The 12,358-nt window shown below is 44.9% G+C and carries 19 protein-coding genes and 1 rRNA gene; all 20 read left to right on the top strand.

The window, feature by feature from the left end:
* The first annotated feature begins 152 nt into the window (after positions 1-152).
* Positions 153-713, top strand: coding sequence for an acyloxyacyl hydrolase (locus V1358_RS16960; protein WP_347394290.1), 561 nt, complete (start codon positions 153-155; stop codon positions 711-713).
* A gap of 113 nt (positions 714-826) precedes the next feature.
* On the top strand, positions 827-2,761 hold the full coding sequence (locus V1358_RS16955; RefSeq protein WP_347394289.1) for an AsmA family protein: 1,935 nt from the start codon (positions 827-829) through the stop codon (positions 2,759-2,761).
* A 330-nt stretch (positions 2,762-3,091) separates the two neighbouring features.
* Positions 3,092-3,460: a 50S ribosomal protein L14 gene (rplN, locus tag V1358_RS16950; protein WP_105189441.1), complete on the top strand. Its 369-nt coding sequence runs from the start codon at positions 3,092-3,094 to the stop codon at positions 3,458-3,460.
* A gap of 10 nt (positions 3,461-3,470) precedes the next feature.
* Positions 3,471-3,785, top strand: a complete 315-nt coding sequence (rplX, locus tag V1358_RS16945; protein WP_347391977.1) for a 50S ribosomal protein L24 — start codon at positions 3,471-3,473, stop codon at positions 3,783-3,785.
* Between the two features lie 15 nt (positions 3,786-3,800).
* Positions 3,801-4,340: a 50S ribosomal protein L5 gene (gene rplE, locus V1358_RS16940; RefSeq protein ID WP_105189439.1), complete on the top strand. Its 540-nt coding sequence runs from the start codon at positions 3,801-3,803 to the stop codon at positions 4,338-4,340.
* Between the two features lie 10 nt (positions 4,341-4,350).
* A complete protein-coding gene (gene rpsN / locus V1358_RS16935; protein WP_347391978.1) occupies positions 4,351-4,656 on the top strand; it encodes a 30S ribosomal protein S14 in 306 nt (101 codons plus the stop codon).
* Positions 4,657-4,677: 21 nt separating this feature from the next.
* Positions 4,678-5,070, top strand: coding sequence for a 30S ribosomal protein S8 (gene rpsH / locus V1358_RS16930; RefSeq protein WP_105189437.1), 393 nt, complete (start codon positions 4,678-4,680; stop codon positions 5,068-5,070).
* 12 nt (positions 5,071-5,082) lie between these two features.
* Positions 5,083-5,616 carry a 50S ribosomal protein L6 gene (rplF, locus tag V1358_RS16925; protein ID WP_105200322.1) on the top strand — a complete coding sequence of 178 codons (534 nt, stop codon included), beginning with the start codon at positions 5,083-5,085 and terminating at the stop codon, positions 5,614-5,616.
* Between the two features lie 9 nt (positions 5,617-5,625).
* Positions 5,626-5,979 (top strand): 50S ribosomal protein L18, encoded by a 354-nt coding sequence (gene rplR, locus V1358_RS16920; protein WP_347391979.1) that lies wholly within the window; start codon positions 5,626-5,628, stop codon positions 5,977-5,979.
* A 9-nt stretch (positions 5,980-5,988) separates the two neighbouring features.
* A complete protein-coding gene (rpsE, locus tag V1358_RS16915) occupies positions 5,989-6,495 on the top strand; it encodes a 30S ribosomal protein S5 (RefSeq protein WP_105189434.1) in 507 nt (168 codons plus the stop codon).
* A 6-nt stretch (positions 6,496-6,501) separates the two neighbouring features.
* On the top strand, positions 6,502-6,681 hold the full coding sequence (rpmD, locus tag V1358_RS16910) for a 50S ribosomal protein L30 (RefSeq protein WP_105189433.1): 180 nt from the start codon (positions 6,502-6,504) through the stop codon (positions 6,679-6,681).
* A 4-nt stretch (positions 6,682-6,685) separates the two neighbouring features.
* Positions 6,686-7,120 (top strand): 50S ribosomal protein L15, encoded by a 435-nt coding sequence (gene rplO / locus V1358_RS16905; protein ID WP_347391980.1) that lies wholly within the window; start codon positions 6,686-6,688, stop codon positions 7,118-7,120.
* 11 nt (positions 7,121-7,131) lie between these two features.
* Positions 7,132-8,460 (top strand): preprotein translocase subunit SecY, encoded by a 1,329-nt coding sequence (gene secY, locus V1358_RS16900; RefSeq protein ID WP_347391981.1) that lies wholly within the window; start codon positions 7,132-7,134, stop codon positions 8,458-8,460.
* Between the two features lie 22 nt (positions 8,461-8,482).
* Complete coding sequence (gene rpmJ / locus V1358_RS16895; protein ID WP_002959476.1) at positions 8,483-8,596, top strand: 50S ribosomal protein L36; 114 nt, start codon at positions 8,483-8,485, stop codon at positions 8,594-8,596.
* 127 nt (positions 8,597-8,723) lie between these two features.
* Entirely contained in the window at positions 8,724-9,080 is a 357-nt protein-coding gene (gene rpsM / locus V1358_RS16890) for a 30S ribosomal protein S13 (RefSeq protein ID WP_105189430.1), read from the top strand.
* A gap of 13 nt (positions 9,081-9,093) precedes the next feature.
* Complete coding sequence (rpsK, locus tag V1358_RS16885) at positions 9,094-9,480, top strand: 30S ribosomal protein S11 (RefSeq protein ID WP_022943956.1); 387 nt, start codon at positions 9,094-9,096, stop codon at positions 9,478-9,480.
* A gap of 21 nt (positions 9,481-9,501) precedes the next feature.
* Positions 9,502-10,122 carry a 30S ribosomal protein S4 gene (gene rpsD / locus V1358_RS16880; protein ID WP_347391982.1) on the top strand — a complete coding sequence of 207 codons (621 nt, stop codon included), beginning with the start codon at positions 9,502-9,504 and terminating at the stop codon, positions 10,120-10,122.
* Between the two features lie 24 nt (positions 10,123-10,146).
* Positions 10,147-11,133, top strand: coding sequence for a DNA-directed RNA polymerase subunit alpha (locus V1358_RS16875; RefSeq protein ID WP_105189428.1), 987 nt, complete (start codon positions 10,147-10,149; stop codon positions 11,131-11,133).
* A 40-nt stretch (positions 11,134-11,173) separates the two neighbouring features.
* Complete coding sequence (gene rplQ, locus V1358_RS16870) at positions 11,174-11,575, top strand: 50S ribosomal protein L17 (protein WP_105200316.1); 402 nt, start codon at positions 11,174-11,176, stop codon at positions 11,573-11,575.
* A gap of 664 nt (positions 11,576-12,239) precedes the next feature.
* Positions 12,240-12,358 (top strand): 16S ribosomal RNA (locus tag V1358_RS16865); the annotation flags it as partial.

Below are 12,358 nucleotides of genomic sequence, written 5' to 3'. Positions count from 1 at the left end.
GAATTGCGTGCGGCGTTCAAAATTGCTGCATTTGCAAGCGGGGTTCGTCTATTAAGATATGTATCGTGTTTCCTTTTTGTATCTTGAAACAAGCAATTAGGCTATGCTTGAGCACAGAATAACTACTTCAATACAGGATGTTAAGAAGCTTTATGCCCACCGCTGTAGCGAAACCTGCGTCGATGAAAACACCCAAAACAACTCTTCTATTGATGTTTGTCTTACTTGGCTCATTAATAAGCTCACAAGCAACAGCTGATGAGGTCGCACTTTATGCAGGGTACACAATAGGCGCCAATGACGATGATCGTATCACTGCATTGTCGTATAGCCTTGATGCACCCTCTTCATTTAGTTGGGCGGATGGAGTCGTTTTTACATTGGGTGAATTCAACGGCCTAGATAAAAAGTATGGATGGAATGATTTTGATGACGTGCTTTATTATTCAGTTGGGGTTTATTGGCACTTTTTTGAGGGTAAAAGTACCCGCTTTACCTTCGGATTTTCACCAACCTATGTTGATGATAACTACTACTATGCGCACTACGTAGGAAGTCGTTGGCACTTTATGTCGAGCTTAAATTACACCTATTTTATTGCCGGAAGTGACGTGTTCGCCAGTGTGCGCTATCAACACACCTCCAACGGTGGTTTAGCGCCCCCAAATCCTGGCGTTGATGGCCTCGGATTGCAAATTGGCTATCGCTGGTAACAGATAAACAAGCAACTATCATCATATATTCATTCAGATTTACTACAATGACAGGACACTAGCCGATCGGTTAAGCTACTAGCTATGTTGTCTTAAAAGGAACGAGGTTAAACATGAAAACCCTTGCGAAGGTACTAGGTGTTATTCTGATTGTGATCATCGGGTTGTTGATTGCGATTCCATTTTTTATCCCTGTGGATGCGATATTCTCAAAGATTTCCGAGCAAGTCGAAAAAACGACTGGCCGCACCCTCACTATTGCGGGTGACAAAGATTTAGCCATATTCCCGTCGCTACGCCTGGAGCTCAACGATGTGAGCTTTTCTAACATGGCGGGCGGCTCTCGTGACAATATGGCGACGATGAAGCAGTTGGATATCCATATTCCTTGGAGCACAGTTTTCTCTGGTGAAATCAAACTGAATAAGTTTGTGATCCGTGAACCTAATATCCTCTTGGAAACAAATAAACAAGGTAAAGGTAACTGGCAATTGTTTGACAATGTGGCCGAACAACCGACCGCACAACAAAAAACATCAGGGCAAATCACCTTGCCTGAAAGCTTTGATATTGAGCTTGGCGAAGTGGCTATCTACGGCGGACAATTCACTTATTTAGACGGTCAAACAGGCGCTCAGCAACAAATTACCGACCTTGATTTAGCCGTATTACTCAAATCGCTACGCAAGCCATTAGAGCTCAAAGGCGGCATTACTTACATGGACCAACGTTTTGAATTGGACGTGATGGTAGATAATCCAGTAAAAGCGATTGAAGGTCGTACTTTCGCAGTTGAAAAGCGTGTTGAATCTAAGCTTCTGAATCTCGATTTTAAAGGCCAAATTGCTGAACAGGGTGGCAATATCACTGGTGAGCTCCACCTTGATGGTGATTCGGTGAAAGACATTGCTAAATGGCAAGGTGTCACACTCGAAGCCAAGGATGAAGCATTCAATGCCTTCAGTGTTGATGGCAGCATGCAGTTTAAAGGACAAACTTTCACCGTATCTAAGCTTGTCGCAAAACTCGATGCCTTAGCCATTGAAGGCTCAAGTACATTGAATCTAGGTGAGCGTCTGAATGTATCGGCGAAAGTCGACCTAGGAATGCTAGATTTGAATCCTTACCTACCAGACCCAGTTGACGCTCCAGCACAAGACGCAGAGCAAAGCGAAGCGCAACCTATCGTCTGGGATGATACGAAGCTCGACTTGTCGGCGCTAAATAGCCTGGATGCGAATGTAGTTGTACGTTCAAGTGGTCTTAAAGCTCGCGACATTAAGCTCGGTGAAAACCAGTTCACACTTAAGCTTCAAAATTCATTACTGAATTTGAGCATGGATAAGTTCGTTGCTTACGAAGGTCAAGGTCAGGGTAAAGTTACCCTCAATGCCAAACAAGCACCATACAAAATCACCACAGGCTTTGAACTTAAAGGCATCGATGCTGAGCCATTGCTAACGGATGCAGTGAAGTTTGATAAGCTGCTTGGTAAAGGTTCTATGCAATGGCAGCTTACTACCCAAGGTCAAAGTCAAAAGGATTTTGTGAACGCCTTGGCTGGTACTTTAGGTTTTAGCTTTGCAGACGGCGCAATTAAAGGTGCTAATGTCGCAGAGTTGGTTCGCAAAGCTAAAGAGTTGTTGTCTGGTAATACCGGCGCGTTGACCGAGGGTCTTAATACTGGCTATGACGAGTCGCAAAAAACTGACTTCACTGCGCTAACAGGGACTATGACCTTTGATAAAGGCGTGGGCACCAATTCTGATTTGTCGCTTAAAAGCCCTCTTATACGTGTAACGGGCGGTGGTACAGTGGATTTACCGGCAACGAATGTCAATTACCGCCTAGTCACAGGTATTGTCAATTCAATAGAAGGACAAGGTACGACGGATGACAGTACGGGCTTCAAGATCCCAATGCGCATCAAAGGACCTTTCCACAAGGTGGATATCAGCCTAGATGTGAGTGAGGCAGCTAAAGAGCAAGCCACAGAAAAAGTAAAAGACAAGGTAAAAGATAAATTAAAAGGCTTGTTTGGTGGTTAATTGACCCCATATAAAGAGTTAAGGGCAGGGCGCATTTAGCGCCCTGTTTGTTTTATAAACAATTGAACAGTAGTAATTTTCACCACAATACTTGCATGGGCCATGCAAACTAAGGTTGGTTGCCTAGGCAAATATGCAAGTACATACAGCCTGTTGGCTCTCAAATTAATTAAAAATTAGCCTACCTTTTGTGCGTCATTACTGATACAATTGCCCGCCCTCAGACGTCGAGTGACATAAAAGTTGCCTGATAATTGAGCGGATAAGATATTTAATGCCTTAATTTATATACAAATTATGGCGAGTTGAAACTACACCGGAGCATCTAAAATGATCCAAATGCAAACTCAGCTGGACGTTGCTGACAACAGCGGCGCTCGCAAAGTGCAGTGTATTAAAGTCCTTGGCGGCTCACACCGTCGTTACGCATCGGTTGGTGACATCATTAAGGTTTCTGTTAAAGAAGCTATTCCTCGCGGTAAAGTGAAGAAAGGTGATGTTAAAAACGCAGTAGTTGTGCGTACCAAAAAAGGCGTTCGTCGTCCAGACGGTTCTTTGATCCGTTTCGATAGCAATGCTGCAGTTATCCTTAACGATAACCTACAGCCAATCGGAACTCGTATCTTCGGCCCTGTGACTCGTGAGCTTCGTACTGAAAAGTTCATGAAGATCGTTTCACTAGCACCAGAAGTACTATAAGGAGTCGATCATGGCAGCAAAAATCCGTCGTGATGACGAAGTAATCGTACTAGCCGGTAAAGACAAAGGTAAGCGCGGTAAAGTGCTTTCAGTTGTAACTGAAACTGGTCGAGTATTTGTTGAAGGCGTAAACCTTATCAAGAAGCACCAAAAGCCTGTTCCTCAGTTGAACCAGCCTGGCGGTATTGTTGAGAAAGAAGCGTCTATCGACGTATCAAACGTTGCGATCTACAACTCGGAAACGGGTAAAGCAGATCGTGTGGGTTTCAAGTTTGAAGATGGCAAGAAAGTGCGTATCTTCAAATCTACTGGTAAAACTATTTAATAGTTGGAGTAGAAGATGGCGAAACTGCATGAAGTATACAAAGACAAAGTAGTAGCAGAACTTCAACAGAAGTTTGGTTATAGCTCTGTCATGCAAGTCCCTCAGATCGAAAAGATCACATTAAACATGGGTGTGGGCGAAGCCCTAGCTGACAAGAAAATTCTAGAAAACGCTGTTGCGGATCTAGAAGCAATCTCTGGTCAGAAGCCTCTAATCACTAAAGCTCGTAAGTCAGTTGCAGGCTTTAAGATTCGTGAAGGTTACCCAATTGGTTGTAAAGTAACCCTACGTGGCGAGCGTATGTGGGACTTTTTTGAGCGTTTGGTTTCAATCGCTATCCCGCGTATTCGCGATTTCCGTGGTGTAAGCGCTAAGTCTTTTGACGGTCGCGGTAACTACAGCATGGGCGTACGTGAGCAAATCATCTTCCCAGAAATTGATTATGATAAAGTAGATCGCGTTCGTGGTCTTGATATCACTATCACTACTTCTGCGAAAACGAATGATGAAGGCCGTGCGTTGTTAGAAGCGTTTAACTTCCCATTCAAGAAATAAGGGTAGGGTTATGGCAAAGAATTCAATGAAAGCGCGCGAAGCAAAGCGCACTAAACTAGTAGCACAGTACGCTGAAAAGCGTGCGGCACTTAAAGCTATCATCAGCGATGTTAACACATCAGATGAAGAGCGTTGGGACGCGGTTCTGAAACTTCAGAGTCTTCCGCGTGATTCGAGCCCTGCACGTCAACGTAATCGTTGTAACATCACGGGCCGCCCACATGGTTTCCTTCGTAAATTCGGCTTAAGCCGTATTAAACTACGCGAAGCAGCTATGCGCGGTGAAGTTCCTGGCCTTAAAAAGGCTTCTTGGTAATAGAATCACGGGAGTAAGACAATGAGCTTGCAAGATCCTATTGCGGATTTGTTCACACGTATCCGTAACGGCCAGACTGCGAAGAAGGTTTCTGTTTCAATGCCATCTTCAAAGCTGAAAGTAGCAGTTGCTAAAGTGCTAACTGACGAAGGTTATGTATCTGGTTACTCTGTAACTGAAGGTGCTAAGCCTGAGCTTGCTATCGAACTTAAGTATTTCGAAGGCAAAGCTGTAATCGAAAACATCCAGCGTGTTAGCCGCCCTGGTCTACGTATCTACAAGAAACGTGACGAATTACCAAAGGTAATGGGTGGTCTAGGTATCGCTATCGTATCAACTTCTAAAGGCCTAATGACTGACCGTGCTGCACGTAGTGCTGGCGTTGGCGGTGAAATCATTGGCTTTGTAGCGTAATCGGAGGGGACTATGTCGCGTATAGCAAAGGCACCTATTAATGTTCCAGCCGGTGTAGAAATCACGCTAAAAGGCCAGGATATCACAGTTAAAGGTAAGAACGGCGAACTTAGCCGTACGATCCACGAGGCTGTTGAAGTTTCATTCGAAGAGAACGTAATCAAAACGAACCCAGTTGAAGGCGTTGCTAACGCTTGGGCTCAAGCTGGTACTGCTCGTGCACTTATCAACAACATGATTGTTGGTGTAAACGACGGTTACGAGAAGAAGCTACAACTTGTTGGTGTTGGTTACCGTGCTGCGGTGAAAGGTAATGTTCTAGATTTAACTCTAGGCTTCTCACACCCAGTAAACTTCGAGATCCCAGCGGGCGTCACTATTGAAGCTCCTAGTCAGACTGAGATCGTTGTTAAGGGCGCAGACAAGCAGCTAGTTGGTCAAACTGCTGCGAACATTCGTTCATACCGTGAGCCAGAGCCTTATAAAGGTAAAGGTGTACGTTATGCTGACGAACACGTGCGTCGTAAAGAGGCTAAGAAGAAGTAAGGTAAGACGATGGATAAGAAAACAGCTCGTCTACGTCGTGCTAAACGCACTCGTAGAAATTTTATTGAACAAGGCAAAATCCGTCTTGTTATCCACCGCACGCCACGTCACATCTACGCTCAAGTTATTAGCGCAGAAGGAAGTGTACTGGCTGCTGCTTCTACTGTTGAAAAAGCAATTGCTGAAACAGTTAAAGGCACAGGCAACATCGAAGCTGCACAAGCAGTGGGTAAAGCAGTTGCTGAACGTGCGGCTGAAAAAGGCGTTAACGAAAGTATCGCTTTTGACCGCAGTGGCTTTAAATATCACGGCCGTGTGAAGGCGCTTGCTGATGCAGCGCGTGAAGCCGGTTTGCAATTCTAGGAGTAGACAATGGCTAACGTAGAAGCAAAGCAACAACAGCCTGATTTGGCTGAAAAGCTAATCGCGGTAAACCGTGTGTCTAAAGTGGTTAAAGGTGGTCGTATCTTTAGCTTCACTGCACTAACAGTAGTTGGTGACGGCGCAGGTAAAGTAGGTTTCGGTTATGGTAAAGCACGTGAAGTTCCAGCTGCTATTCAAAAAGCAATGGAAAAAGCACGTCGTAACATGATCAACGTAGACCTTAAAGGTAATACACTTCAGCACCCTATCAAGGGTCGTCACGCTGGTTCTAAAGTGTACATGCAACCTGCATCTGAAGGTACAGGTATCATCGCCGGTGGTGCGATGCGTGCAGTACTAGAAGTAGCTGGTGTACAGAACGTATTATCAAAGGCTTACGGTTCGACTAACCCGATCAACGTTGTTCGCGCAACAATCGCTGCACTAGAGAACATGAAATCTCCAGAAGCAGTGGCTGCGAAACGTGGTCTTAGCGTTGATGAGATTTTGGGGTAAGACACCATGGCAAACACAGTAAAAGTAACTCAAGTACGTAGCTCTATCGGTCGTTTACCGAAGCATAAAGCTACATTACGTGGCCTTGGTTTACGTCGCATCAACCACACTGTAGAGCTAGAAGATACGCCTTCAGTACGTGGTATGATCAACCAAGTTTCTTACATGGTTAAGGTTGAGGGGTAATTCGATGAACTTGAATACACTTTCTCCTGCTGCGGGTTCTAAAACACCTAAGAAACGTCTTGGTCGTGGTATTGGTTCTGGTCTAGGTAAAACTGGTGGCCGTGGTCACAAAGGTCAGAAATCACGTTCAGGCGGTAAAGTACGCGTTGGTTTTGAAGGCGGTCAAATGCCTATGCAACGTCGTCTACCTAAGTTTGGTTTCACTTCACGTAAGTCGCTTGCGTCTGCTGAAGTAAATCTATTCGAAATCGCTAAAGTTGAAGGCGATGTGGTAGATCTAAACGCGTTACAAGCAGCTGGTCTGATTAAAAAGAACGTCCAGTTCGTAAAAGTAGTAAAATCTGGTGAAGTTTCTCGCGCGGTTACCGTTAAAGGTCTTAAAGTGACTAAAGGTGCTCTCGAAGCGATTGAAGCTGCCGGAGGCAAGGTAGAAGAGTAAGGAAGTACTTTATGGCTAAACCAGGTCACGATATGCAAAGTGCACAAAGCGGGCTTGCGGAATTGAAGCGTCGTTTACTATTTGTTCTCGGTGCTATCATCATTTACCGTCTAGGTTCATTCGTGCCGATCCCTGGGATTGACGCCGCTGTACTTGCCGAATTCTTCGAGCAACAGAAGGGCACCATTGTTGAAATGTTCAACATGTTCAGCGGTGGTGCGCTTGAGCGTGCTTCAGTGCTTGCACTGGGTATTATGCCTTACATCTCGGCCTCGATTATCATGCAACTATTAACGCACATACATCCTGCGATGATAGAGCTGAAAAAAGAGGGTGAAGCTGGGCGTAAGAAAATAAGCCAGTACACACGTTACGGTACGCTCGTGCTTGCTACATTCCAATCAATCGGTATCGCCACTGGCTTACCGAACATGATGGACGGGTTAGTTGTTAACCCAGGCTTTGGTTTCTATTTCACCGCTGTGGTGAGTTTAGTAACCGGCTGTATGTTCCTTATGTGGTTGGGCGAACAAATTACAGAACGTGGTATCGGTAACGGTATCTCAGTCCTGATTTTTGTTGGTATCGTAGCTAACCTGCCGTCTGCTATTGGTTCGACAGCCGAAATGGCGCGCCAAGGTGAATTGAACATTTTGGTACTGGTACTGATTGCGGTAATCGTATTTGCCGTAACTTACTTGGTGGTATTCTTCGAACGTGGTCAACGTCGTATCGTTGTTAACTACGCGAAGCGCCAGCAAGGTCGTCAAGTATATGCTGCTCAAAGCACACACTTGCCGTTAAAAGTTAATATGGCTGGGGTTATTCCACCAATCTTTGCTAGTAGTATCATTCTGTTCCCTGGTACAATTGCAAGCTGGTTCGGCCAGGGTGAAGGTCCGTTAGCTGATGTGTTACAAGCTATTTCAACAGCATTGACTCCAGGTCAACCGCTGTATGCGATGGTCTTGGCTGCAGCTATTATCTTTTTCTGCTTTTTCTACACAGCGTTGGTTTTCAACCCACGTGAAACAGCAGATAACCTGAAAAAATCTGGTGCATTTATCCCAGGTATTCGTCCAGGTGAGCAGACATCGAAATACATTGATAAAGTGATGACACGCCTGACATTGGCAGGTGCATTGTATATTACCTTTATCTGTCTGGTGCCCGAGTTTATGACCATGGCATGGCAAACGCCATTCTACTTCGGCGGTACATCAATTTTGATTATCGTTGTTGTGATCATGGACTTTATGGCACAAGTACAGACCCATCTGATGTCACATCAGTATGATTCTGTGCTGAAAAAAGCAAACCTTAAAGGCTATGGCCGATAAGGTCGGTTTACGGAGTTGAGTAATGAAAGTACGTGCTTCCGTTAAGAAAATCTGCCGTAACTGCAAAGTAATCAAACGTGCTGGTGTAGTACGTGTGATCTGCAGTGAGCCTAAGCACAAGCAAAGGCAAGGCTAATTAAACAGTCATGCAGGCTGAGTATCCTACTCGGCCTGTGTTTTTCATTATAGTTTGGTTATCGCTTGAGTATCCTTACGGGCTTTTCAAGAAGATGATTACCAAACTTAAAATAGGAGATGTGTTAGTGGCCCGTATAGCTGGCATTAACGTTCCTGACCATAAGCATGCAGTTATTGGTTTAACAAGCATCTATGGTGTAGGTAAAACTCGCGCTAAGGCGATCTTAGCTGCGACTGGTATCGCCGAAACCACTAAAATCGGTGAGCTTTCAGACGAAACACTTGACGTACTTCGTGAAGAAGTTGGCAAGTACACTGTAGAAGGTGATCTTCGTCGTGAAGTTACTTTGAACATCAAGCGTCTTATGGACCTTGGTTGCTTCCGTGGCTTACGTCACCGTCGTTCGCTACCACTTCGTGGTCAGCGTACTAAGACTAACGCGCGTACTCGTAAGGGTCCTCGCAAGCCTATCAAGAAATAAGGTGGGGTAAGTTATGGCTAAAGCACCAATTCGTCGTAAGAAGGTAAAAAAGCAAGTTGCTGATGGTATGGCTCACGTTCATGCTTCTTTCAACAACACTATTGTTACTATTACAGACCGTCAAGGTAATGCACTTTCATGGGCAACAGCAGGTGGTTCAGGTTTCCGTGGTTCACGTAAATCTACTCCGTTCGCTGCTCAGGTAGCTGCAGAGCGTGCAGGTACTGCTGCTCAAGAATACGGTTTAAAGAACCTAGAAGTTTTCATTAAAGGTCCAGGTCCAGGCCGTGAGTCTGCTGTACGTGCATTGAACGCTGCTGGTTTCCGTATTACCAACATCACTGACGTGACGCCAATTCCACACAATGGTTGTCGTCCACCGAAGAAACGTCGCGTATAACAATAGGTTAGGAGAAAGAACATGGCAAGATATTTGGGCCCTAAGCTCAAGCTAAGTCGTCGTGAAGGTACTGACCTGTTCCTTAAGAGCGGCGTACGAGCTATCGACTCTAAGTGTAAACTTGAGACTGCACCAGGTCAGCACGGCGCTCGTAAGGGTCGTCTATCTGACTACGGTCTACAGCTACGTGAAAAGCAAAAGGTTCGTCGTATGTATGGCATCCTTGAAAAGCAATTCCGTAACTACTACAAAGAAGCTGCTCGCCTTAAAGGCAACACAGGTGAAAACCTACTTCAGCTTCTAGAGCAACGTCTAGACAATGTTGTATATCGCATGGGTTTTGCAAGCACACGTGCTGAAGCACGTCAGCTAGTAAGCCACAAAGCGATTATGGTTAATGGTCGTGTTGTTAACATTCCTTCTTTCAACGTTTCTCCTGAAGATCAGGTTGAAATCCGTGAGAAGTCTAAGAAACAAGCGCGTATCGTAGCGGCTCTAGAATTGGCTGAGCAACGTGAAAAGCCAACTTGGGTTGAAGTTGACGGTAAGAAAATGGAAGGTACTTTCAAGCGCCTACCTGAGCGTTCTGATCTGTCTGCGGACATTAACGAACAACTAATCGTCGAACTTTACTCGAAGTAAAGTTAAGAGTTAAGAGAGGATAAAATGCAGGGTTCTGTAACCGAATTCCTAAAACCAAGGTTAGTCGATATCGACGCTATCAACCCGACTCGTTCTAAAGTGGTTCTTGAGCCGCTCGAGCGTGGTTTTGGTCACACTCTAGGAAACGCACTACGTCGTATTCTGTTGTCATCTATGCCTGGATGTGCAGTTACCGAGGTAGAAATTGATGGCGTTTTACATGAGTACAGCGCGAAAGAAGGCGTACAAGAAGACATCATTGAAATCTTGCTAAATCTGAAAGGATTGGCAGTAAACATTGAAGGCAAAGATGAAGTTTTTCTGACCCTGACTAAATCTGGTGTAGGCCCTGTGACTGCGGCAGATATTCAGCACGATGGCGACGTAACAATCGCTAACCCTGATCACGTAATTTGTCACCTAACGACAAATAACAGCGAGATCAGCATGCGTATTCGTGTTGAGCGTGGTCGTGGTTATGTACCAGCGTCTAGCCGCGTATCCTCTGAAGACGATGAGCGTCCAATCGGCCGTCTGTTGCTTGATGCATCATTCAGTCCGGTTGAGCGTATTGCGTACTCGGTTGAATCAGCACGTGTTGAACAACGTACTGACTTAGACAAGCTAATCATTGATATGGAAACGAACGGCACTTTAGATCCTGAAGAAGCGATCCGCCGTGCGTCGACTATTCTTGCTGAGCAATTAGAAGCATTCGTAGATTTACGTGATGTTTCTGAGCCAGAAGAGAAAGAAGAGAAGCCAGAATTCGATCCTATTCTGCTTCGTCCAGTTGATGATCTTGAGCTAACAGTTCGTTCAGCAAACTGCTTGAAAGCCGAGCAAATTCAATATATCGGTGATTTAGTACAGCGTACCGAAGTTGAGCTTCTTAAGACACCTAACTTAGGTAAGAAGTCTCTAACTGAGATCAAAGACGTGCTTGCATCACGTGGTCTTTCTCTAGGCATGCGCCTAGAAAACTGGCCGCCAGCAAGCTTAGCTGAGTAATCTAAATCACTATATTTAGTTTAGTTAGAAGGATAGGGTCATGCGCCATCGTAAGAGTGGTCGTCAATTAAACCGTAACAGCAGCCATCGCAAAGCGATGTTCAGCAATATGGCTGGTTCTTTGGTGAAGCACGAAATCATCAAAACAACATTGCCTAAAGCGAAAGAGTTGCGCCGTGTAATTGAACCTTTAATCACACTGGCTAAGACTGATAGCGTTGCAAACCGCCGTTTAGCGTTTGCTCGCACGCGTGATAAAGAAGTTGTTGGTAAGTTGTTCAGCGAGATTGGTCCTCGCTACGAAAGCCGTCCTGGTGGCTACACTCGTATTTTGAAGTGTGGTTTCCGTGCTGGTGACAACGCACCAATGGCTTACATTGAACTAGTAGATCGCCCAGTTGCGACTGAAGAAGTTCAAGAAGACGCGCAGTCTGCAGAGTAAGTCTTAAAAAGACACAAAAAGCCGAGCTTATGCTCGGCTTTTTCTTTATATGGCCAAAATAAAACATCTCACTTCTATATATACAGCTATATAAGTATTCCTTTCCCACTGGTTTCACAGTTTAAATGTAACAATTAAGATCTAAATTAGATCGTTAACTGTTAAATACAGCTGTTATCGTTTCATTTTTGTCCAAACGATCCATTTTTAGCGATTTTCTTTAAAAAAGGGGTTGCGTCAAAATCGAATCTCCCTATAATGCGACCCCACTGAGACGGCAGGCAGCAACGTATAGCGAGGCGCTAGCAACTCAGGGAGTCAAGTAAAACTCAGTTTTGAAAAAATGAAAACTTTCTCAAAATTAAGTGTTGACAACAAAACAGGGTTGAGTAGAATGCACAGCCCTCGAGACGCGAAAGCAACTCGAAACCGGGTAACCGGACTGTTCTTTAAAAATATGAAGCAATCATCTGTGTGGGCACTCGTACAGGTTGAGTTCTAACAGCAGATTCTAGTTCGCTAGATGACGCAAACAAATTTAGAGTCTCAATTGAACTGAGTGACCAACGGAAACAAGTTTACTTGTTTCAGCACAGTCAATTCGATTCGAAAGAATCAAAATCAGAATTCAATGAGCGCCGAATCTTCGGATTCACAAAACTTTTAATTGAAGAGTTTGATCATGGCTCAGATTGAACGCTGGCGGCAGGCCTAACACATGCAAGTCGAGCGGTAACATTTCTAGCTTGCTAGAAGATGACGAGCGGCGGACGGGTGAGTAAT

Origin of the sequence: Pseudoalteromonas pernae (genome assembly GCF_039831865.1) — a bacterium.
Taxonomy (GTDB): Bacteria; Pseudomonadota; Gammaproteobacteria; order Enterobacterales; family Alteromonadaceae; genus Pseudoalteromonas; species Pseudoalteromonas pernae.
This window is presented reverse-complemented; position numbering and strand designations above follow the sequence as displayed.